At 62.9% G+C, this 20,574-nt stretch carries 33 protein-coding genes; all 33 read left to right on the forward strand.

From position 1 onward, the window contains the following. Positions 1–57 precede the first annotated feature (57 nt). A complete protein-coding gene (tuf, locus tag RCAP_RS01530) occupies positions 58–1,233 on the forward strand; it encodes an elongation factor Tu (RefSeq protein WP_013065894.1) in 1,176 nt (391 codons plus the stop codon). Positions 1,234–1,417: 184 nt separating this feature from the next. Beyond that, a complete protein-coding gene (gene rpsJ, locus RCAP_RS01535; protein WP_013066043.1) occupies positions 1,418–1,726 on the forward strand; it encodes a 30S ribosomal protein S10 in 309 nt (102 codons plus the stop codon). Between the two features lie 11 nt (positions 1,727–1,737). Beyond that, positions 1,738–2,454, forward strand: coding sequence for a 50S ribosomal protein L3 (rplC, locus tag RCAP_RS01540; RefSeq protein WP_013066044.1), 717 nt, complete (start codon positions 1,738–1,740; stop codon positions 2,452–2,454). Then, a complete protein-coding gene (gene rplD, locus RCAP_RS01545) occupies positions 2,451–3,071 on the forward strand; it encodes a 50S ribosomal protein L4 (protein ID WP_013066045.1) in 621 nt (206 codons plus the stop codon). Before rplC ends, rplD begins: the two co-directional genes overlap by 4 nt. Next, complete coding sequence (locus RCAP_RS01550; RefSeq protein WP_013066046.1) at positions 3,068–3,364, forward strand: 50S ribosomal protein L23; 297 nt, start codon at positions 3,068–3,070, stop codon at positions 3,362–3,364. Before rplD ends, RCAP_RS01550 begins: the two co-directional genes overlap by 4 nt. Before the next feature lie 143 nt (positions 3,365–3,507). Further along, positions 3,508–4,344, forward strand: a complete 837-nt coding sequence (gene rplB / locus RCAP_RS01555; protein WP_013066047.1) for a 50S ribosomal protein L2 — start codon at positions 3,508–3,510, stop codon at positions 4,342–4,344. Positions 4,345–4,347: 3 nt separating this feature from the next. Next, entirely contained in the window at positions 4,348–4,626 is a 279-nt protein-coding gene (rpsS, locus tag RCAP_RS01560; RefSeq protein WP_013066048.1) for a 30S ribosomal protein S19, read from the forward strand. A 5-nt stretch (positions 4,627–4,631) separates the two neighbouring features. Further along, positions 4,632–5,012 (forward strand): 50S ribosomal protein L22, encoded by a 381-nt coding sequence (rplV, locus tag RCAP_RS01565; RefSeq protein WP_013066049.1) that lies wholly within the window; start codon positions 4,632–4,634, stop codon positions 5,010–5,012. Further along, positions 5,012–5,728 carry a 30S ribosomal protein S3 gene (gene rpsC / locus RCAP_RS01570; RefSeq protein ID WP_013066050.1) on the forward strand — a complete coding sequence of 239 codons (717 nt, stop codon included), beginning with the start codon at positions 5,012–5,014 and terminating at the stop codon, positions 5,726–5,728. The genes rplV and rpsC overlap by 1 nt, the downstream gene beginning before the upstream one ends. A 13-nt stretch (positions 5,729–5,741) precedes the next feature. Beyond that, positions 5,742–6,155, forward strand: a complete 414-nt coding sequence (gene rplP / locus RCAP_RS01575; RefSeq protein WP_013066051.1) for a 50S ribosomal protein L16 — start codon at positions 5,742–5,744, stop codon at positions 6,153–6,155. 176 nt (positions 6,156–6,331) lie between these two features. Next, positions 6,332–6,982 carry a BUD32 family EKC/KEOPS complex subunit gene (locus RCAP_RS01580; RefSeq protein ID WP_131725988.1) on the forward strand — a complete coding sequence of 217 codons (651 nt, stop codon included), beginning with the start codon at positions 6,332–6,334 and terminating at the stop codon, positions 6,980–6,982. 176 nt (positions 6,983–7,158) lie between these two features. Further along, positions 7,159–7,359: a 50S ribosomal protein L29 gene (gene rpmC / locus RCAP_RS01585; protein WP_013066053.1), complete on the forward strand. Its 201-nt coding sequence runs from the start codon at positions 7,159–7,161 to the stop codon at positions 7,357–7,359. A gap of 11 nt (positions 7,360–7,370) precedes the next feature. Further along, positions 7,371–7,604 (forward strand): 30S ribosomal protein S17, encoded by a 234-nt coding sequence (gene rpsQ / locus RCAP_RS01590; protein WP_013066054.1) that lies wholly within the window; start codon positions 7,371–7,373, stop codon positions 7,602–7,604. A 90-nt stretch (positions 7,605–7,694) separates the two neighbouring features. Further along, the gene (rplN, locus tag RCAP_RS01595) at positions 7,695–8,063 is read left to right on the forward strand and encodes a 50S ribosomal protein L14 (RefSeq protein WP_013066055.1); all 369 of its coding nucleotides are present in this window, start codon (positions 7,695–7,697) and stop codon (positions 8,061–8,063) included. After that, complete coding sequence (gene rplX, locus RCAP_RS01600) at positions 8,063–8,371, forward strand: 50S ribosomal protein L24 (protein WP_013066056.1); 309 nt, start codon at positions 8,063–8,065, stop codon at positions 8,369–8,371. The genes rplN and rplX overlap by 1 nt, the downstream gene beginning before the upstream one ends. Then, positions 8,371–8,928: a 50S ribosomal protein L5 gene (rplE, locus tag RCAP_RS01605; RefSeq protein WP_013066057.1), complete on the forward strand. Its 558-nt coding sequence runs from the start codon at positions 8,371–8,373 to the stop codon at positions 8,926–8,928. Before rplX ends, rplE begins: the two co-directional genes overlap by 1 nt. A gap of 15 nt (positions 8,929–8,943) precedes the next feature. Next, complete coding sequence (gene rpsN, locus RCAP_RS01610; RefSeq protein ID WP_013066058.1) at positions 8,944–9,249, forward strand: 30S ribosomal protein S14; 306 nt, start codon at positions 8,944–8,946, stop codon at positions 9,247–9,249. 12 nt (positions 9,250–9,261) lie between these two features. Further along, positions 9,262–9,660, forward strand: a complete 399-nt coding sequence (rpsH, locus tag RCAP_RS01615; RefSeq protein ID WP_013066059.1) for a 30S ribosomal protein S8 — start codon at positions 9,262–9,264, stop codon at positions 9,658–9,660. 10 nt (positions 9,661–9,670) lie between these two features. After that, entirely contained in the window at positions 9,671–10,204 is a 534-nt protein-coding gene (gene rplF, locus RCAP_RS01620; RefSeq protein WP_013066060.1) for a 50S ribosomal protein L6, read from the forward strand. Positions 10,205–10,218: 14 nt separating this feature from the next. Further along, on the forward strand, positions 10,219–10,578 hold the full coding sequence (gene rplR, locus RCAP_RS01625) for a 50S ribosomal protein L18 (RefSeq protein WP_013066061.1): 360 nt from the start codon (positions 10,219–10,221) through the stop codon (positions 10,576–10,578). A gap of 114 nt (positions 10,579–10,692) precedes the next feature. Beyond that, the gene (gene rpsE, locus RCAP_RS01630) at positions 10,693–11,253 is read left to right on the forward strand and encodes a 30S ribosomal protein S5 (RefSeq protein ID WP_013066062.1); all 561 of its coding nucleotides are present in this window, start codon (positions 10,693–10,695) and stop codon (positions 11,251–11,253) included. 12 nt (positions 11,254–11,265) lie between these two features. Continuing rightward, on the forward strand, positions 11,266–11,457 hold the full coding sequence (gene rpmD / locus RCAP_RS01635; RefSeq protein ID WP_013066063.1) for a 50S ribosomal protein L30: 192 nt from the start codon (positions 11,266–11,268) through the stop codon (positions 11,455–11,457). An 83-nt stretch (positions 11,458–11,540) separates the two neighbouring features. After that, a complete protein-coding gene (locus tag RCAP_RS01640; protein ID WP_023910842.1) occupies positions 11,541–11,879 on the forward strand; it encodes a ribonuclease E inhibitor RraB in 339 nt (112 codons plus the stop codon). Positions 11,880–12,485: 606 nt separating this feature from the next. Beyond that, positions 12,486–12,956, forward strand: a complete 471-nt coding sequence (gene rplO, locus RCAP_RS01645; RefSeq protein ID WP_013066066.1) for a 50S ribosomal protein L15 — start codon at positions 12,486–12,488, stop codon at positions 12,954–12,956. A gap of 103 nt (positions 12,957–13,059) precedes the next feature. Further along, entirely contained in the window at positions 13,060–14,430 is a 1,371-nt protein-coding gene (gene secY / locus RCAP_RS01650; protein WP_013066067.1) for a preprotein translocase subunit SecY, read from the forward strand. 11 nt (positions 14,431–14,441) lie between these two features. Next, positions 14,442–15,095 (forward strand): adenylate kinase, encoded by a 654-nt coding sequence (locus RCAP_RS01655; RefSeq protein ID WP_013066068.1) that lies wholly within the window; start codon positions 14,442–14,444, stop codon positions 15,093–15,095. A 178-nt stretch (positions 15,096–15,273) separates the two neighbouring features. After that, positions 15,274–15,642 carry a 30S ribosomal protein S13 gene (gene rpsM / locus RCAP_RS01660; RefSeq protein ID WP_013066069.1) on the forward strand — a complete coding sequence of 123 codons (369 nt, stop codon included), beginning with the start codon at positions 15,274–15,276 and terminating at the stop codon, positions 15,640–15,642. 15 nt (positions 15,643–15,657) lie between these two features. Then, on the forward strand, positions 15,658–16,047 hold the full coding sequence (gene rpsK / locus RCAP_RS01665; protein WP_013066070.1) for a 30S ribosomal protein S11: 390 nt from the start codon (positions 15,658–15,660) through the stop codon (positions 16,045–16,047). Between the two features lie 119 nt (positions 16,048–16,166). Then, complete coding sequence (locus RCAP_RS01670) at positions 16,167–17,183, forward strand: DNA-directed RNA polymerase subunit alpha (protein ID WP_013066071.1); 1,017 nt, start codon at positions 16,167–16,169, stop codon at positions 17,181–17,183. 132 nt (positions 17,184–17,315) lie between these two features. Next, on the forward strand, positions 17,316–17,735 hold the full coding sequence (gene rplQ, locus RCAP_RS01675) for a 50S ribosomal protein L17 (protein ID WP_013066072.1): 420 nt from the start codon (positions 17,316–17,318) through the stop codon (positions 17,733–17,735). A 181-nt stretch (positions 17,736–17,916) separates the two neighbouring features. After that, complete coding sequence (locus RCAP_RS01680) at positions 17,917–18,528, forward strand: autoinducer binding domain-containing protein (protein WP_013066073.1); 612 nt, start codon at positions 17,917–17,919, stop codon at positions 18,526–18,528. Between the two features lie 49 nt (positions 18,529–18,577). Next, complete coding sequence (locus RCAP_RS01685; protein ID WP_013066074.1) at positions 18,578–19,168, forward strand: acyl-homoserine-lactone synthase; 591 nt, start codon at positions 18,578–18,580, stop codon at positions 19,166–19,168. 77 nt (positions 19,169–19,245) lie between these two features. Further along, the gene (locus RCAP_RS01690; RefSeq protein WP_013066075.1) at positions 19,246–20,553 is read left to right on the forward strand and encodes a replication-associated recombination protein A; all 1,308 of its coding nucleotides are present in this window, start codon (positions 19,246–19,248) and stop codon (positions 20,551–20,553) included. Positions 20,554–20,574 lie beyond the last annotated feature (21 nt).

Consider the following 20,574-nt stretch of genomic DNA (forward strand, 5'->3'; position numbering starts at 1 on the left):
CGGGCCCGGCCTGACCGGGCCCCTTCCCGCACAGGATCAACGAACCAGGAGGCCATTATGGCAAAGGCAAAGTTTGAACGGAACAAGCCGCACGTGAACATCGGCACGATCGGCCACGTGGACCACGGCAAGACGACGCTGACGGCGGCGATCACGAAGTACTACGGCGAATTCCGCGCCTATGACCAGATCGACGGTGCGCCGGAAGAGCGCGCGCGCGGGATCACGATCTCGACGGCGCACGTGGAATACGAGACGCCGAACCGTCACTATGCGCACGTGGACTGCCCCGGCCACGCCGACTATGTGAAGAACATGATCACCGGCGCGGCGCAGATGGACGGCGCGATTCTGGTTGTGGCGGCCTCGGACGGCCCGATGCCGCAAACGCGCGAGCACATCCTGCTCGGCCGTCAGGTGGGCATCCCCTACATGGTCGTCTACATGAACAAGGTTGACCTTGTGGACGACGAAGAGTTGCTCGAGCTCGTGGAAATGGAAGTCCGCGAACTGCTGTCGTCCTACGAATACCCCGGCGACGACATTCCGATCATCAAGGGCTCGGCCCACCAGGCGATGATCGGCGAGTCGAAGGAAATCGGCGAAGATTCGATCCACGCGCTGATGAAGGCCGTCGACGAATACATCCCGACCCCGGCGCGCGCGGTTGACCAGCCGTTCCTGATGCCGATCGAAGACGTGTTCTCGATCTCGGGCCGCGGCACCGTGGTGACCGGCCGTGTGGAACGCGGTGTGATCAACGTGGGCGACGAACTTGAAATCGTCGGCATCCGCGACACCAAGAAGTCGGTCTGCACCGGCGTCGAGATGTTCCGCAAGCTGCTCGACCGCGGCGAGGCGGGCGACAACATCGGCGCGCTGCTGCGCGGCATCGACCGTGACGGCGTCGAGCGTGGTCAGGTCCTGTGCAAGCCGGGTTCGGTGAAGCCGCACACGAACTTCGAAGCCGAGGCCTACATCCTGACGAAGGAAGAAGGCGGCCGCCACACGCCGTTCTTTGCGAACTACCGTCCGCAATTCTACTTCCGCACGACGGACGTGACGGGCACGGTGAAGCTGCCGGAAGGCACGGAAATGGTGATGCCGGGCGACAACCTGAAGTTCGAAGTCGAACTGATCGCACCGATCGCGATGGAAGAGAAACTGCGCTTCGCGATCCGCGAAGGCGGCCGCACCGTCGGCGCCGGCGTCGTGTCGAAGATCATCAAGTAAGACCTGCCGGTCTTTTTGCACGAAAACCGAAGGAGCGCCGAAAGGCGCTCCTTTTGCACTTGACAGACTCGGGGGGGTCCCGTAGGGCCACGGCCTGATCTGCCAAGATTACGGTTCGATGCAGGCGTCGCATGCGGCGGGGTCTGCCTCTCAACTTGAAAGCCCTGCGAAAAGGGAAGACTGCATGTCTGGTCAAAACATTCGCATCCGGCTCAAGGCGTTCGATTACCGCGTGCTGGATGCCAGCACCCAGGAAATCGTGAACACCGCGAAGCGCACGGGTGCACAGGTCCGCGGGCCGATCCCGCTGCCCAACAAAATCGAGAAATTCACGGTTCTCCGTGGTCCGCACATCGACAAGAAGTCGCGCGACCAGTGGGAAATCCGCACGCACAAGCGTCTTCTCGACATCGTCGATCCGACCCCGCAAACCGTGGACGCGCTGATGAAGCTCGATCTCGCGGCTGGCGTGGACGTCGAGATCAAAGTCTGAGGAGCGGGCACATGCGTTCTGGTGTTATCGCCAAGAAGCTGGGCATGACCCGGCTGTTCCTCGAAGACGGCAAGCAGGTTCCGGTGACCGTGCTGCTGCTCGACAACCTTCAGGTCGTCGCGCAGCGCACCGTGGAAACCGACGGCTATACCGCGGTGCAACTGGGTGCGGGCGAGGCGAAAGCCAAGCGCACCACCGCCGCGATGCGCGGCCATTTCGCGAAAGCGAATGTGGCGCCGAAGCGCAAGCTGTGCGAATTCCGCGTGTCGCCCGAAAACCTGATCGACGTCGGCGCCGAGATCTCGGCCGAGCATTACCTTGCCGGTCAGCATGTCGACATCGCCGGGACCTCGATCGGTAAAGGCTTTGCCGGTGCGATGAAGCGTCACAACTTCGGTGGTCTTCGGGCCTCGCACGGCGTGTCGGTCTCGCACCGCTCGCACGGCTCGACCGGCCAGTGCCAGGATCCGGGCAAGGTGTTCAAGGGCAAGAAGATGGCTGGCCATCTGGGTGCTGCCCGCGTCACCACGCAGAACCTGCAAGTCGTCCGCACCGACGCCGCCCGTGGCCTGATCATGGTCAAAGGGTCGGTTCCGGGCGCCAAGGGCGGCTGGGTCACGATCAAGGACGCGGTGAAGAAAGCCGCTCCGGCCGGTCTGCCGCTGCCGGCCGCGCTGAAAACCGCTGCTCCGGCCGAAGAAGTCTCGGTCGAAGGGGGTGAAGCATGAAACTCGATGTGATCAAGCTTGACGGCGGCACCGCCGGTTCGATCGAGCTCGACGAAGCGCTGTTCGGCCTCGAGCCGCGCGCCGACATCCTGCACCGCGTCGTGCGCTGGCAGCGGGCGAAGGCCCAGGCCGGCACCCACTCGGTTCTCGGCAAGTCGGACGTCAGCTACTCGACCAAGAAGATCTACCGCCAAAAAGGCACCGGTGGCGCGCGTCACGGGTCCAAGAAGGCGCCGATCTTCCGTCACGGTGGCGTCTACAAGGGCCCGACCCCGCGGTCGCACGCCCATGACCTGACCAAGAAGTTCCGTGCCCTCGGCCTGCGCCATGCGCTCTCGGCCAAGGCGAAATCGGGCAGCCTCGTGGTGATCGAAGCGGCTGACATGGCCGAAGCGAAAACCGCCCTTCTGGCGAAAGCCGCGAAGGAACTGGGCTGGAAAAAGGTCCTGGTCATCGACGGCGCCTCGGTCAACGAGAACTTCGCTCTGGCGGCGCGCAACCTCGACGGCATCGACGTGCTGCCGACCATGGGCGCCAACGTCTATGACATCCTGAAGCGTGACACGCTGGTGATCACGAAAGCGGGTGTCGAAGCTCTGGAGGCTCGCCTGAAATGAGCGCGAAACCCGAACATTACGACGTGATCGTGAAGCCCGTCATCACCGAGAAAGCCACCATGGCTTCCGAGGCTGGTGCGGTGGTCTTCCAGGTGACCAAGACGGCGACCAAACCCGCCATCAAGGAAGCCGTGGAAGCCCTCTTCGGCGTCAAGGTGAAGGCGGTCAACACCACCATCACCAAAGGCAAGACCAAGCGTTTCAAGGGCCGCCCCGGCGTGCGCTCGGACGTGAAGAAAGCCTATGTGACGCTCGAGGCCGGAAACACCATCGACGTCTCGACCGGCCTCTGATAGAAGCCGCACGAATCTCTCGGGCCGGGGACTTCCCGGCCCGCAGAGTTTTGCTTTTCAGGCGACTGAAAACGTGAGCGGGGAGCTACGGCGCCCCATACGAAACGGACCTGATAGGTCCAAAGCAACGGAAGACAGAGAGCATGGCACTCAAGTCGTATAAGCCGACGACGCCTGGCCAGCGCGGGCTGGTTCTGATCGACCGTTCGGAGCTTTGGAAAGGTCGTCCCGTCAAAGCCCTCACCGAGGGTCTGACCAAGACGGGCGGCCGGAACAACACCGGACGCGTCACGATGTGGCACAAGGGTGGTGGCGCGAAGCGTCTCTACCGGATCGTCGACTTCAAACGTCGCAAATTCGACGTCGCCGCCACGGTCGAACGGATCGAATATGACCCGAACCGCACCGCCTTCATCGCGCTGATCAAATACAGCGACGGCGAACTGGCCTATATCCTCGCGCCGCAGCGCCTTGCCGTGGGTGACACCGTCATCGCCGGCCTGAAGCAGGACATCAAGCCGGGCAACGCGATGCCCTTCTCGGGCATGCCGATCGGCACGATCGTGCACAACGTCGAGCTGAAACCGGGCAAGGGCGGCCAGCTGGCCCGCGCTGCCGGGACCTACGCGCAATTCGTCGGCCGTGACGGCGGCTATGCGCAGATCCGCCTTTCGTCGGGCGAGCTGCGTCTCGTGCGTCAGGAATGCATGGCGACCATCGGTGCCGTGTCGAACGCCGACCATTCGAACCAGAACCTCGGGAAAGCCGGGCGTCGTCGTCACATGGGCATCCGCCCGACCGTTCGCGGTGTGGCCATGAACCCGATCGATCACCCGCATGGTGGTGGTGAAGGCCGGACCTCGGGTGGCCGGACCCCGGTGACGCCCTGGGGCAAGGACACCAAGGGCAAGAAGACCCGTTCGAACAAGAAGACGGACAAGTACATTCTCCGTTCGCGTCACGCCAAGAAGGGTCGCTAACACATGGCACGTTCTCTCTGGAAAGGCCCCTTCGTCGATGCCTATCTGCTGAAGAAAGCGGAAAAGGCTCGGGCTTCGGGCAAAGGCGACGTCATCAAGATCTGGTCGCGTCGTTCCACCATCCTGCCGCAGTTCGTCGGCCTCACCTTTGGCGTCTACAACGGCCAGAAACATATCCCGGTGAACGTCACCGAGGAAATGATCGGCCAGAAGTTCGGTGAATATTCGCCGACCCGGACCTACTACGGTCACGCCGCCGACAAGAAAGCGAAGAGGAAGTAATCGCCATGGGTAAGGAACAAAATCCGCGCCGCGTGGCGGACAACGAAGCCTTCGCGAAAGCGAAGATGCTGCGCACCTCGCCGCAGAAGCTGAACCTCGTCGCCGCGCTGATCCGTGGCAAGAAGGTCGAAAAGGCTCTGGCCGATCTGACTTTCTCGAAGAAACGGATCGCCGAGGACGTGCGCAAGTGCCTGCAATCGGCGATCGCGAACGCCGAAAACAACCACGGCCTTGACGTCGACAACCTGGTGGTTGCCGAAGCCTGGGTCGGCAAGAACCTCGTGATGAAGCGTGGCCGTCCGCGGGCGCGTGGCCGGTTCGGCAAGATCATGAAGCCGTTTTCGGAAATCACCATCAAGGTGCGTCAGGTCGAGGAGCGCGCGTAATGGGTCAGAAGGTCAACCCCATCGGGATGCGTCTTCAGGTCAACCGTACCTGGGACAGCCGCTGGTTCGCCGAATCGAAAGACTACGGCAACCTGCTTCTGGAAGACCTGCGCATGCGCGAGTTCATCCATGAAGAGGCGAAGCAAGCCGGCATCGCCCGCGTGATCATCGAGCGTCCGCACAAGAAGTGCCGCGTCACGATCCACGCTGCGCGTCCGGGTGTCATCATCGGCAAAAAAGGCGCCGATATCGAGACCCTGCGCAAGAAGCTGGCGAATTTCACCGCTTCGGAACTGCACCTGAACATCGTCGAAGTCCGCAAGCCGGAACTCGATTCGCAGCTGGTGGCCGAGTCGATCTGCCAACAGCTCGAGCGTCGGGTCTCGTTCCGCCGCGCGATGAAACGCGCCGTGCAGAACGCGATGCGCATGGGTGCCCTTGGCATCCGGGTCAACGTGTCGGGCCGCCTTGGTGGCGCCGAGATCGCCCGGACCGAATGGTACCGTGAAGGCCGCGTGCCGCTGCATACCCTGCGTGCCGACATCGACTACGCGCTGGACGAAGCCATGACCCCCTATGGGATCATCGGCGTCAAGGTCTGGATCTTCAAAGGCGAGATCATGGAACATGATCCGCAGGCCCGTGACCGCAAGGCCGCCGAAGCCCAAGACGGCCCGGCTCCGCGCGGTCCGCGTCGCGACCGCGACGCTCGCTGAGGAGTGACTTGAAATGCTGCAACCGAAACGGACGAAATTCCGCAAACAGCACAAGGGCCGCATCCACGGCGAGGCCAAGGGCGGCTTCAACCTGAACTTCGGCTCCTTCGCCCTCAAGGCGACGGAACCGGAGCGTGTGACGGCGCGTCAGATCGAAGCGGCCCGCCGCGCGATCACCCGCCACATGAAGCGTCAGGGCCGCGTCTGGATCCGCGTGTTCCCGGATGTGCCGGTGACCTCCAAACCCACCGAGGTTCGGATGGGTAAAGGCAAGGGCTCGGTCGATTTCTGGGCGTGCAAGGTGAAACCGGGCCGCATCATGTTCGAGATCGACGGCGTGCCGGATGCGATCGCCCGCGAGGCCCTGCGCCTCGGCGCGAACAAGCTGCCGGTGATGACCCGCATCGTGGCCCGCGAAGACTGGTAAGTCTTTCAAGGTTCGAGATCGAAACCCCCGCCCGAAACGGCGGGGGTTTTGCTTTGCCGCTCGCCGTAATGTGACAGCCGGATGACAGAGCGGTCTTGCGGGAGCGGGGCGCTTGACGGATGCTGGGTCTCTGGCCTGGAGGGAAGATGTCCGCGGGGCGTATCGAAAGAACGGTCGTGTCCGGTCAAGCCGGATGGGTGAAGCGCGTCGAACAGGTCGGGCTGCGGTTGCGGCTGCAAAAGGGCGACCCGCGGCGGCTGTTCGAGGCCGAGCGGCGGGCCTATCTGAGCTTGCAGGACGCGCATCTGCCGTTTCCGAAAGTGCTGGCCGAGGGGCCGGATCATTTCATTCTGGCCGATGCCGGGCCGACCTTGCGCAGCCTGCTGCGGGCCTCCGGGCCCGAGGCGCCCGAGGTGCGCCGCGCGCTGGTGGCCGGGGCCACCGCGCTGGCGCGGCTGCATGAGGCGGGCTACAGCCACGGGCGGCCGAACCTGTGCGACATCTGCTGGAAGGACGGGCAGATCACCTTCATCGATCTGGAGAAATACCGTCCGCGCCACAACACGCCCGGCGGCCATGTCTGGGATCTTTTGATCTTCTTCTTCGATCTGTGCGCCGAGACCGGCCGGATCGATGCCGCCGTGCTTTCCGCCCGCGACGCTTACCGCGCGGCGGACAGCAAGGGGATCTGGCCCGCGGCGGTGCGGCGGATGCGGCTCTTGCGCCCGGCTTTGACGCTGCTGACGTGGCTGACCCGGCCGCTGCGGCACAAGCGCGACTTCCGCGCCCTTGCCCCGCTCCTGACGCTGTTTGCCGATCCGCGCTGAGGCCGCCTGCATTCGGGGCTTGCCCCGCGGGGCGCTTTCCTGTAGGCAGCGGCATCCGCGCGCCGGTCCCTTCGGGAATCGGCCGTGGCTGACATAACCCACCGGACCACGGGTCACCCCAAGCGTGCAGCCTGCACCCAAGCGGGGCCTTCCGGTGCCAGACAAGGAACCATGGGATGAAAGCCCAAGATCTCAAGGCGAAGACGCCTGACGAGCTTCGCGACGCGCTTGTCGCGCTCAAGAAGGAAGCCTTCAACCTCCGCTTCCAGGCCGCCACCAACCAGCTGGAAAACACCGCCCGCATGCGCGCCGTCCGTCGTGACGTCGCCCGTGTCAAAACGGTGCTGAACCAAAAAGCTGCTGAAGCCGCGAAGTAAGGAGACTTCCGATGCCCAAACGTATCCTTCAAGGGGTCGTGACCTCGGACAAGAACGATCAGACGATCACTGTCCTCGTGGAACGCCGCTTCAAGCATCCGCTGCTGCAAAAAACGGTGCGGAAATCGAAGAAATACCGCGCGCATGACGCGCTGAACCAGTTCAAGACCGGCGACACCGTCCGCATCGAGGAATGTGCGCCGATCTCGAAGACGAAACGCTGGACGGTCGTCGTCGAGGCCTGAGGAAACTCGGGCCCGGCGATGAACGCACAGTTCATCGAAACCCTGGGACGGCTACCTGCATAGACGTTCCCAAAGGTCGGGAGTAACAACATGATCCAGATGCAGACCAATCTGGATGTCGCTGACAACTCCGGCGCGCGCCGGGTGCAGTGCATCAAGGTTCTGGGCGGGTCGCACCGCCGCTACGCATCCGTGGGCGACATCATCGTGGTGTCGGTCAAGGAGGCGATTCCGAAAGGCCGCGTGAAGAAAGGGGACGTCCGCAAGGCCGTCGTCGTTCGCACCGCCAAGGAAGTCCGTCGCGAAGATGGCACCGCCATCCGCTTCGACCGCAACGCCGCCGTCATCCTGAACAACCAGGGCGAACCGGTCGGCACCCGTATCTTCGGGCCGGTCGTTCGCGAACTGCGCGCGAAGAACTTCATGAAGATCATCTCGCTTGCGCCGGAGGTGCTGTGATGGCTGCGAAACTCCGCAAGGGCGACAAGGTCGTCGTGCTGACCGGCAAGGACAAGGGCAAGCAAGGTGAAATCACCGCTGTCATGCCCAAGGACAACAAGGCGATCGTCGACGGCGTGAACATGGCGATCCGCCATCAGCGTCAGACCGCGACCGCTCAGGGCGGCCGCACGCCGAAGGCGATGCCGATCGACCTGTCGAACCTCTCGCTGATCGACGCGAACGGCAAGGCGACCCGCGTCGGCTTCCGCATCGAGGCCGATGGCACCAAGGTCCGTTTTGCCAAGACCACCGGGGAGGCGATCTGATGCTCGACCAAGCCACCTATACCCCGCGTCTGAAGGCGCTTTATGCCGCCTCGATCCGCGCTGCGATGAAAGAGCAGTTCGGCTACAATAACGACATGCAGATCCCCCGGATCGAAAAGATCGTTCTGAACATGGGCGTCGGCGAAGCCGTCAAGGACACCAAGAAAGTCAAGCAAGCCGCCGAGGAGCTGACGCTCATCGCCGGTCAGAAGGCTGTCATCACCAAGGCCAAGAACTCGATCGCCGGGTTCCGCGTCCGTGAAGAGATGCCGCTGGGCTGCAAGGTGACCCTGCGCGGTGACCGGATGTATGAATTCCTCGACCGTCTGATCAACATCGCCCTGCCGCGCGTGCGCGACTTCCGCGGTGTGAAACCGGCGTTCGACGGCCGCGGCAACTTTGCGATGGGTCTCAAGGAACATATCGTGTTCCCGGAGATCGATTTCGACAAGGTCGACGAAGTGCTGGGGATGGACATCATCATCTGCACCTCGACCCAGGTCGATGCCGAAGCGAAGGCGCTGTTGAAAGCCTTCAACATGCCTTTCAACGCCTGATCGCGGAGAGAATTTATGGCCAAGAAATCCATGGTTGAACGCGAAGTGAAGCGCGCCAAGCTGGTGAAGCAATTCGCCAACAAGCGCGCCTCGCTCAAGGCGATCATCGAAGATCAGTCCCGCCCGATGGAAGAGCGCTTCAAGGCGACTCTGAAACTGGCGGAACTCCCCCGCAACTCGTCGGCCGTGCGTCTGCACAACCGTTGCCAACTGACCGGCCGTCCCCATGCTTACTACCGTAAGCTCAAACTCTCGCGGATCATGCTGCGTGACCTGGCCTCGTTCGGCCAGATCCCCGGCATGGTGAAGTCGAGCTGGTAAGGGAGACCGGGAATGTCCATGAACGATCCCCTCGGCGATATGCTGACCCGCATCCGCAACGCGCAACTGCGCGGCAAGTCCACCGTGAAAACCCCGGCGTCGAAACTGCGCGCCTGGGTGCTCGATGTGCTTGCGTCGGAAGGCTACATCCGTGGCTATGAGAAAACGACCTCGACCGACGGCCATCCGGAGCTCGAGATCAGCCTGAAGTACTTCGAAGGCACCCCGGTGATCCGCGAAATCCATCGCGTGTCGAAACCGGGCCGCCGGGTCTATGCTTCGGTCAAGGAAATCCCGTCGGTCCGCAACGGCCTCGGTGTTTCGATCGTCTCCACGCCGAAAGGCGTCATGACGGACGCGGCCGCACGCACTGCCAATGTCGGCGGTGAAGTGCTCTGCACCGTGTTCTAAGGAGGGAAGCATGTCTCGTATCGGCAAGAAACCGGTCGAAATGCCCAAGGGCGTCAGCGCGACGCTTTCGGGTCAGACCATCGAAGTGAAGGGGCCGAAAGGCACCCGCAGCTTCACCGCCACCGACGACGTGACGGTTGCTCTCGACGGCTCGACCGTCACCGTGACCCCGCGCGGCACTTCCAAACGTGCCCGCCAGCAATGGGGCATGGTGCGTTCGATGATCGAGAACCTCGCCATCGGCGTCTCCACCGGCTTCAAGAAAGAGCTTGAAATTCAAGGCGTGGGTTACCGCGCCGCGATGCAGGGCAATGTTCTGAAGCTCTCGCTCGGTTATTCGCACGAAGTCAACTTCGAGGCCCCGGCCGGTGTCACCATCGCCACCCCGAAGCAGACCGAAATCACCATCGAAGGCATCGACCAGCAGCTGGTCGGCCAGGTGGCCGCGAACATCCGCGAATGGCGTCGTCCCGAGCCCTACAAGGGCAAAGGGATCCGCTACAAGGGCGAGTTCATCTTCCGCAAGGAAGGCAAGAAGAAGTAAGGGGCGCGAGAACAATGGCGAACAAGAAGAGAGAGCTGTTCCTCAAACGCCGCCTGCGCGTCCGGAACAAACTGAAGGCGATGGCCAATGGCCGCGCCCGTCTGTCGGTGCATCGCTCGTCGAAGAACATCAGCGTCCAGCTGATCGACGACGTCAAAGGCGTGACGATTGCTGCGGCGTCGACTCTGGAAAAAGAGTTCGGCCTCGTCGGCAAGAACAACGTCGAAGCGGCCACCAAGATCGGTGCCGCGATCGCCGAGCGTGCGAAGAAAGCCGGTGTCGAAGAATGCTACTTCGACCGTGGCGGCTTCCTGTTCCACGGGAAGATCAAGGCTCTGGCCGACGCAGCCCGCGAAGGCGGTCTGAAGTTCTGAGCCTGGTGGGGGGCTGTGCAGCCCTCCCGATGATCCGGGGGCGGTCCCTTTGGGGCTGCCCACCTGGATTGGTATAACGGCGTGGACCCACGCCATTCACGAAAGGAATGCCTGATGGCAGAACGTGAAAACCGCCGGGAGCGTCGCGCTGAGCGCGAAGAGACCCCGGAATTCGCCGATCGTCTGGTTGCGATCAACCGCGTGTCGAAAACCGTGAAGGGTGGTAAGCGCTTCGGTTTCGCCGCGCTCGTCGTCGTCGGTGACCAGCGCGGTCGCGTCGGCTTCGGCAAGGGCAAGGCCAAGGAAGTGCCGGAAGCGATCCGCAAGGCTACGGAACAGGCGAAACGCTCGCTGATCCGCGTGCCGCTGCGCGATGGCCGCACCCTGCACCATGACATCGAAGGCCGTCACGGCGCGGGCAAGGTGGTGATGCGGACGGCTCCGGCCGGGACCGGGATCATCGCCGGTGGTCCGATGCGCGCTGTCTTCGAGATGCTGGGCGTACAGGACGTGGTCGCGAAGTCGATCGGGTCGCAAAACCCCTACAACATGATCCGCGCGACCATCGACGGTCTGAAACTGGAAGCCTCGCCCCGCAACGTCGCGGCGCGTCGCGGCAAGAAAGTGGCCGACATCCTGCCGAAGACCGCCGCTGACGCGGCCGTCGAAGCCTGAGGAGTGTGAAAGATGGCGAAGAAAACCATCGTCGTGCAACAGGTGGCCTCGGCCGCCCGTCGTCCGGCCATCCAGACCGCGACCCTCAAGGGTCTGGGCCTGAACAAGATCCGCCGCACCCGTGAGCTGGAAGACACTCCGGCCGTCCGTGGCATGGTCAACAAGATCTCGCACCTGGTGAAGATCATCGAAGAGCGCGGCTGAGCGTCCTTCGCAAGAATTGAGGAACGCCCCGGGTATCCCCCGGGGCGTTTTTCGTTTAGGACGGTGGGGCAACCAAGGAGGCGATGATGGACCTGAAGCAGCAGAAGGCCGAGACCGAACAGGTGTTTCGGGAAATCCAGTCGATGGAATCGCTGCCTGAGAAGGCCTGCATCAACTTCCAGTTCGTCACCGACGAGCCGAAGGCCGACTGGGACGGCTTTACCGAAGCCGCCGAAGCCGCGGGCTACACGGTCGAATGGTATGAGGCCGATGACGAGGACGACGAGGATTGCCTTGAAATCACCACCGGGCCGGTGGTGCTGACCTTTGAAAACCTCTGGGCCGAGGAAGAAAAGCTGACCCTGATGGCGGCGATCTACGGGTTTATCGCGGACGGCTGGGGGTTCTTCGAAGAGGAGTGACCGTGCCGACAGGTCGGGCGCACTGAATAGACTATCAAGTGCGGCTCTCAAGAGATTTAGATGAGGTCTATATGTAGTGGTCGGGCGCAAGTCTTGGCGCTATATTGTGTCTTTGCGCTCCCGTTATTTGCTCTGACGACACACACGAGTGGCTTATGGCACGGACTGCCAGTTGCCTTGGGGTTGCCACTCGCTGTAGAATTGAGGCTCTGGGGGAGGGACACACTATAACGAGGAGTGTGTCCTTTGGTCTCTGAAGCGAATCCCAGCCTTATGGAACTGCTAATCGAGTCGGTTGCGCAGGCGGACCTGTCTTTCTGGTTCGTCAGCGGGAAGGGCCTTGGCGCGATTCTTCTGACGATGATCGCGATAGTTTTCCTGACGCGACCTAGATCGTCGATTGCTATGATTGTTTCTGTGGCTCAGGCGGTCTTCTCTCTGAAAAAGTGACGGCGTTGGCACTTCTTCCTGCCGCCACCTAAGCACTTGCTCGGCACGCTGGTTGCGTCTATACGCCCCCGGTGGCCCAGCCACAGACTCAACAAGAAACACCGTGTGTGCCCTGGTTTCGCTTCCGGGGGCATCTTCCGGCAAAGGAGAAGCGACATGAAACTTCATGAAATCCGCGACAACGCGGGTGCTGCCAAGAAATCCAAACGCGTTGCGCGTGGTCCGGGTTCGGGCAAGGGCAAAACCGCCGGCCGCGGGATCAAAGGTCAGAAATCGCGTTCGGGCGTCGCTCTGGGCGGCTACGAAGGCGGTCAGATGCCGCTTTACCGGCGTCTGCCGAAGCGTGGCTTCAACAAGCCGAACCGCAAGGCCTTCGCCGTCGTCAACCTCGGCCTGATCGAGAAATTCATCGGCCTTGGCAAGCTCGACGCCTCGGCGCCGATCACCGATGACATCCTGGTGGCCGCCGGTCTGACCTCGCGCAAGCGCGACGGCATCCGCGTTCTCGCCAAGGGCGAAATCACCACCAAGGTCACGCTGGTCGTGACCGGCGCTTCTGCCGCGGCCGTCGAAGCCGTCGCGAAAGCCGGTGGCACGCTGACCGTTGCTGCGGCCGCCGCCGAATAATCGGTTGTGAACGGGCCTTGGCCCGCTTACATAGGCAACAGTTTTCCAGGCGCCGCCGACCGGGGAACGGTCTGGCGGCGCTTCTCGCATGAAAGAGACGGGCATGGCATCTGCTGCAGAGCAAATGGCGGCGAACCTGAGCTGGTCGGCCTTCGGCAAGGCCACCGACCTCAGGGCGCGCATCTTCTTCACCATCGGGCTGCTGATCATCTACCGGCTCGGCACCTACATTCCGGTGCCCGGCATCGACGCCGACGCGCTGCGCGACTTCATGGAACGGGCCTCGCAGGGGATCGGCGGCATGCTGTCGATGTTCACCGGCGGCGCATTGGGGCGGATGGGCGTCTTCGCGCTTGGGATCATGCCCTATATCTCGGCCTCGATCATCGTGCAGCTGATGACGGCGCTGGTCCCCGCGCTGGAACAGATGAAGAAGGAAGGCGAGCAGGGCCGCAAGAAGATCAACCAGATCACCCGTTATTCGACGGTGGGGCTGGCGACCTTCCAGGCCTGGGGTCTGGCCACCAGCCTTTACAACGGCGGCATGGCCACCGATGCGGTGCCGCATCTGTTCTTCATCGTCTCGGTCGTGGTGACGCTGGTCGGCGGCACGATGTTCCTGATGTGGCTGGGCGAGCAGATCACCGCGCGCGGCATCGGCAACGGCGTCTCGCTGATCATCTTCGTCGGCATCGTCGCGGAAATCCCGGCGGCGGCGGCCTCGTTCTTCGCGCAGGGCCGGGCGGCGGGCAACAGCTCGATCCCCGTCACCATCGGCGTGCTGGTGATGATGATCGCGGTCATCGCCTTTGTCGTCTTCATGGAACGGGCGCTGCGCAAGATCCACATTCAATATCCGCGCCGTCAGGTGGGGATGAAGATCTATGACGGCAGCTCCTCGCATCTGCCGATCAAGGTCAACCCGGCGGGCGTGATCCCGGCGATCTTCGCCTCGTCGCTGCTGCTTCTGCCGACCACGATCTCGACCTTCTCGGGCGACAACACCGGCCCGATCATGTCGACGATCCTCGCTTATTTCGGTCCGGGGCAGCCGCTTTATCTGGCCTTCTATGCCGGGATGATCGTCTTCTTCGCCTATTTCTACACCGCGAACGTCACCTTCAAATCCGACGAAGTGGCGGACAACCTGAAGAATCAGGGCGGCTTCATTCCGGGCATCCGGCCGGGCAAGAAGACCGAAGACTACCTCGACTATGTCGTGGCCCGCATTCTGGTGATCGGTTCCGCCTATCTGGCGCTGGTTTGCCTGCTGCCCACGATCCTGCAGACGGAACTGGGCGTTCCGTTCTACTTCGGCGGGACTTCGGTGCTGATCGTGGTCTCGGTGACGATGGACACGATCAACCAGGTTCAATCGCATCTTCTGGCGCATCAATACGAGGGGCTCATCGAGCGGTCTCAGCTGCGCGGCAAACGCAAATCGGCCACGAAGAAGGCGCCCACGCGGCGCTGAGGGAGGAAAGCATGGCCAATATCATCCTGCTGGGACCGCCCGGCGCAGGCAAGGGCACCCAGGCCCGCAAGCTGGTCGAGGAACGCGGCATGGTGCAGCTGTCCGCCGGGGACATGCTGCGCGAGGCCAAGACCTCGGGCACCGAGATGGGCAAGAAAGTCGCCGAGGTGATGGACCGCGGCGAGCTGGTGACGGATGAGATCGTCATCGGCCTGATCGAGGAGAAGCTCTCCTCCGGTCACGGTGCGGGCTTCATCTTCGACGGCTTCCCCCGCACGCTGCCGCAGGCGGATGCGCTGGGGCGGCTTCTGGCGAAGATCGGCCAGAAGCTGGATGCGGTGATCGAGATGCGCGTCGATGACGAGGCGCTGGTGGACCGGATCTCCGGGCGCTACACCTGCGGCAAGTGCGGCGAGGTCTATCATGACACGACGAAGCCGGTGAAGGTTGCGGGCACCTGCGACGCCTGCGGTTCGACCGACCTGCGCCGCCGCGCCGACGACAATGCCGACAGCCTGCGCATCCGGCTGATGGAATATTACAAGAAGACCTCGCCGCTGATCGGCTATTACTATCACGCGGGCGATCTGTTCGGCGTCGATGGGCTGGCCGAGATCGACGAGGTGGCGGCCTCGGTCGCGGCGATCCTCGATCAGCAGGCCTGAGGCGGTTATTGCTTGACCTGCGCGGAAATACCCACTAGGTCGCGGTGTCTCGCATGAGAATCGCCCGAATCTCCGGATGCCGGAGGTTCGGGCGTTAAGCCGTCCGGAAGAACGATTTTCGGACAAGTTGTGAAAAAAGGTTCTGGAAGCACGGAACCGCAACGAAAGGAAGCACGCTTTGGCACGTATTGCTGGCGTCAACATTCCGACCGGGAAACGCGTCCCGATCGCACTTCAATACATCCACGGCATCGGCCCGATGTTTGCCAAGCAAATCGTCGAAGCCGTCGGCATCGCCGAAGCCCGCCGGGTGAACGAACTGACCGACGCCGAAGTGCTCGCCATCCGCGAATACATCGACGCGCATTTCACCGTCGAAGGTGACCTGCGCCGCGAAGTCTCGATGAACATCAAGCGTCTGATGGACCTTGGTTGCTACCGTGGCCTGCGTCACCGCAAGAACCTGCCGGTTCGCGGCCAGCGCACCCACACCAACGCCCGCACCCGCAAGGGCCCGGCGAAACCGATCGCCGGCAAGAAGAAATAAGGGGAGGGGTAGCACATGGCTCGTGACAAGACTCGCGTCAAACGCAAGGAACGCAAGAACATCGCCGCTGGTGTGGTGCATGTGAACTCGTCGTTCAACAACACCAAGATCCTGATTTCCGACGTGCAGGGCAACGCCATTTCGTGGTCGTCCTCGGGCACGATGGGCTTCAAGGGCTCGCGCAAGTCGACCCCCTATGCCGCCCAGATGGCCGCCGAAGACGCCGCCCGCAAGGCGCAGGAACACGGCCTGAAAACCGTGGACGTGGAAGTGCAAGGCCCGGGTTCGGGCCGTGAATCGGCGCTGCGCGCGCTGGCCGCGGTTGGCCTCAACATCACCTCGATCCGGGATGTGACGCCGATCGCCCACAACGGCTGCCGTCCGCCCAAACGCCGCCGCGTCTGATTGATTGTAGTAAGCCGGGCCGTGCGGGGGTGTCCTCGCGCGGCCCGGTCAGTTTCGTTTTTTCCTCGGGCGTTCCGGGCAAGGGACATGGGTCCGGAACAAGAATGGAGGCAGAGCGCATGATCCACAAGAATTGGGCCGAACTGATCAAGCCGACGCAGCTTGAAATCAAGGCGGGCAACGATCCGCAACGGCAAGCCACCGTCATCGCGGAACCGCTGGAACGCGGCTTCGGTCTGACGCTGGGCAACGCGCTGCGCCGCGTTCTGATGAGCTCGCTGCAAGGCGCGGCGATCACCTCGGTGCAGATCGACAACGTCCTGCACGAGTTTTCGAGCGTCGCGGGCGTGCGGGAAGACGTCACCGACATCATCCTGAACCTCAAGGGCATCTCGCTCAAGATGGATGTCGAAGGGCCGAAACGGCTCTCGATCTCGGCCAAGGGTCCGCGCGTCGTGACCGGCGCCGACATCTCGGAATCGATGGGCATCGAGGTCCTGAACAAGGATCACGTGATCTGCCACCTTGACGATGGCGCCGACGTGTTCATGGAGCTGACCGTGAACACCGGCAAGGGCTATGTGGCCGCCGACAAGAACCGTCCGGAAGATGCGCCGATCGGGCTGATCCCGATCGATGCGATCTATTCGCCGGTGAAGAAGGTCGCCTATGACGTGCAACCGACCCGCGAGGGCCAGGTGCTCGACTATGACAAGCTGACGATGAAGATCGAGACTGACGGTTCGCTGACGCCCGAGGACGCGGTGGCCTATGCCGCCCGCATCCTGCAGGACCAGCTGTCGATCTTCGTGAACTTCGAAGAGCCGGAATCGGCCTCGAAGACCGATGCCGACGACGGGCTCGAGTTCAACCCGCTGCTGCTGAAGAAAGTGGACGAGCTGGAACTGTCGGTCCGTTCGGCGAACTGCCTGAAGAACGACAACATCGTCTATATCGGCGATCTGATCCAGAAAACCGAAGCCGAGATGCTGCGCACCCCGAACTTCGGCCGCAAGTCGCTGAACGAGATCAAGGAAGTGCTGTCGTCGATGGGGCTGCACCTCGGCATGGAAGTCGAGGATTGGCCGCCGGAGAACATCGAAGATCTGGCCAAGCGCTTCGAAGACCAGTTCTGAAAACGTCCGGGGGGTGGGTGACCGCCCCCCGAAAATGCCCGGACTTCCGGGGAACCCTGGGCATGATGCCCCAACGAAGCCCCCCGCACGCACGGGGCGCAACACAAAGCAAAACGACCTTAGGAGAGACCCATGCGTCACGCCCGCGGCTACCGCCGTCTGAACCGTACCCACGAACACCGCAAGGCGCTGTTCGCCAACATGTGCGGCTCGCTCATCGAACACGAACAGATCAAGACCACCCTGCCGAAAGCCAAGGAACTGCGTCCGATCATCGAAAAGCTGATCACGCTGGCCAAGCGCGGCGACCTGCATGCCCGTCGTCAGGCGGCGGCGATGCTGAAGCAGGACAAGGACGTGGCCAAGCTTTTCGACGTGCTCGGGCCCCGCTACAAGGACCGTCAGGGCGGCTACACCCGCGTCCTGAAAGCCGGTTTCCGCTATGGCGACATGGCGCCGATGGCCTTCATCGAATTCGTCGAGCGCGACGTTTCGGCGAAGGGCGCGGCTGACAAGGCCCGTGAAGCGGCTTTCGAAGCGGCCGACGAATAAGCTTTCCGCAAGGGAAGCCGGAAGCCCGCCCCTCGGGGCGGGTTTTCGTTTTTGCGGGCGGCGCAACCGCAGGGCGAGACTTGGCGGCAATCTGCCCGTAATGGCGCCGATTTCAGCAAAAACCACCCCGCCGGAGGCAATTCCCGGTTGATCTTTTCCGGTGGCACCTGTCTAAAAAGACATGTCCATACACACCGAAATCAACAAGTGTCTGCGGGAAATCGGTCGCGTCGCGACGGATGGCTATTTCATCGGCCTGCATATCCGTTTCGCCGCCCCGATCATGCAATTCCAGACCTATCCCGAGGCGTGGACAGATCACTACACCCGGCAGGCCTATGCCCTGCGCGATCCGACGATCGCCTGGGGCTTCTCCGAAGAGGGGGCCTGCCGCTGGAGCGAATTCACCCTGCCGGACCCGTTCAACATTCTGGGCGAGGCGCGGCGATTCGGGCTCAATTACGGGGTGACCGTGTCTTGCGGTCCCGTCACCTCGCGAACGATTGCGTCTTTTACCCTGCGGGACCGCGAGTTCCGGGACGACGAGATCGATCTGATCTCGCAACAGATCCGGCGTCTGCATGACTTGGCGCAGCCGCCGGAGGGCCTGACCAAGGCCCAGATCGAGGCCCTGCGGTGCATCGCTGCCGGGGATCGACATGCTGCTGCTGCTGCGAAGCTTGGCATCACGCAGTCTGCGTTCAAGGCGCGTCTTCTGTCGGCACGCGAACGCCTGATGGCCAGAACCACGGCCGAAGCAATCCAGAGAGCGAAGGAGTACCGGCTGCTGTAGGTCCTCGCAGCGGTCACTTCCGGGCCGTTTCCCAACCCGGAGTAGACCGATGCAGACCACCACACTTTCCTTTGCCAACATGCACAACCACGGCGAGCTTTTCGCCAATATCCTTCGCGCAAGGCGGCAAAGTTTCATCATTCAAAACCGCTGGGAGCTTCCCGAGGCTCTTGGCATGGAATTCGACCAGTATGACACGCCGCAAAGCCGCTGGGTTGCGGTGCATGACGACGGTCAGGTTCACGCCGGGCTCCGGCTGACCCCCTCCACCGCGCGTTGCGGCATTTACAGCTACATGATTCGCGATGCCCAGAAGGGCACATTGGGCGGATCGATCCCGCAGGACCTGCTTTGGGAGCCCGCACCTGTCGATCCGCAGGTCTGGGAAAACTCGCGCGTGTTCGTCTCGCATGACATCCCGATGCAGGACCGCCGCAAGGTGCATTTCCAGCTGGTCGAGGCGATGGTGCAGGCGGCGCGCGATCAGGGGGCGACGCGGCTTCTGGCGATCAGCGCGGCAAGCTGGCCGCGCTGGTATCGCCGCTGCGGGCTGGTTGCGCAGCCGATCGGGCCGGTGGTGTTCATCGGCGACGGCGATTACCAATGCGTTTCGATCGACCTGATGGCGAAGCTGCACTGATCCGGGGCTAAGCCCGGTGGCGGCCCCGCCAATCGCCCCTTCCGCCGCGCGGCAGGGGGGGCTAGGGTGGGGCCGCCATGCCCGATCTGTTCGACACATCCGCACCCAAGGGGGCCGAGGCCCCGCGGCCGCTGGCCGACCGCATCCGTCCGCAGCATCTGTCCGAGGTGATCGGCCAGACCCATGTGCTTGGCCCCGAGGGGCCTTTGGGGGCGATGCTGGCGGCGGGATCCCTTGGCTCGGTGATCCTTTGGGGCCCGCCCGGCGTCGGCAAGACGACGATTGCCCGGCTGCTGGCGCATGAGAGCGACCGCGCCTTCGTGCAGATCTCGGCGATCTTTTCCGGCGTGCCGGAGCTGCGCAAGGTCTTTGATGCGGCGAAGCTGCGGATGGGGCAGGGGCGGGGGACGCTGCTCTTCGTTGACGAAATCCACCGCTTCAACAAGGCGCAGCAGGACAGTTTCCTGCCGCATATGGAGGATGGCACCATCCTTCTGGTCGGCGCCACCACCGAAAACCCGAGTTTCGAGCTGAACGCCGCGCTTCTGTCACGGGCGCAGGTGATCGTTCTGGAACGGCTCAGCTTGGCCGATCTGGAACGGCTGGCGCAACGGGCGGAACAGGCGATGGGCAGGGCCCTGCCGCTGAAGGCCCCGGCGCGGGAAGCGCTTCTGGAAATGGCCGATGGCGATGGCCGCGCCGCCTTGAACCTGATCGAGCAGGTGATGGCCTGGAAGCTTCCGGCGCCCTTGGACACCGAGGCGCTGGCGTCGCGGCTGATGCGGCGGGCGGCGAATTACGACAAATCGGGCGACGGCCATTACAACCTGATTTCGGCCTTGCACAAATCCGTCCGCGGATCGGACCCGGATGCCGCGCTTTACTGGTATTGCCGCATGCTCGAGGGCGGCGAGGATCCGCGTTTCATCGCCCGGCGCCTGACCCGGATGGCGGTGGAGGATATCGCGCTGGCCGATCCGCAGGCGCAGACGCTCTGCCTGCATGCCTGGGAAACCTATGAACGGCTGGGGTCGCCCGAGGGCGAGCTGGCCCTGGCGCAGGCGGTCATTTATCTTGCGCTCGCGCCGAAATCGAACGCCGGTTATGTCGCCTACAAGGCCGCGCGGGAAGCCGCCCGCAAGACCGGCTCGGCGCCGCCGCCCAAACATATCCTGAATGCCCCCACCCGGCTGATGGAGGAACAGGGCTTCGGCGCGGGGTATCACTATGACCACGACGCCGAGGACGGGTTTTCGGGGCAGCATTACTTCCCCGAGGGGATGAAGCGGCCGGTCTTTTACAGCCCGGTCGAACGCGGCTTTGAACGCGAGCTGAAGAAGCGCGTCGACTGGTTCGCGAAGCTGCGCGAAAAGCGCGGCAGTTGACATTGGCGGCGCGGGGGGCAA

The organism is Rhodobacter capsulatus SB 1003, assembly GCF_000021865.1.
GTDB classification, from domain to species: Bacteria; Pseudomonadota; Alphaproteobacteria; order Rhodobacterales; family Rhodobacteraceae; genus Rhodobacter; species Rhodobacter capsulatus_B.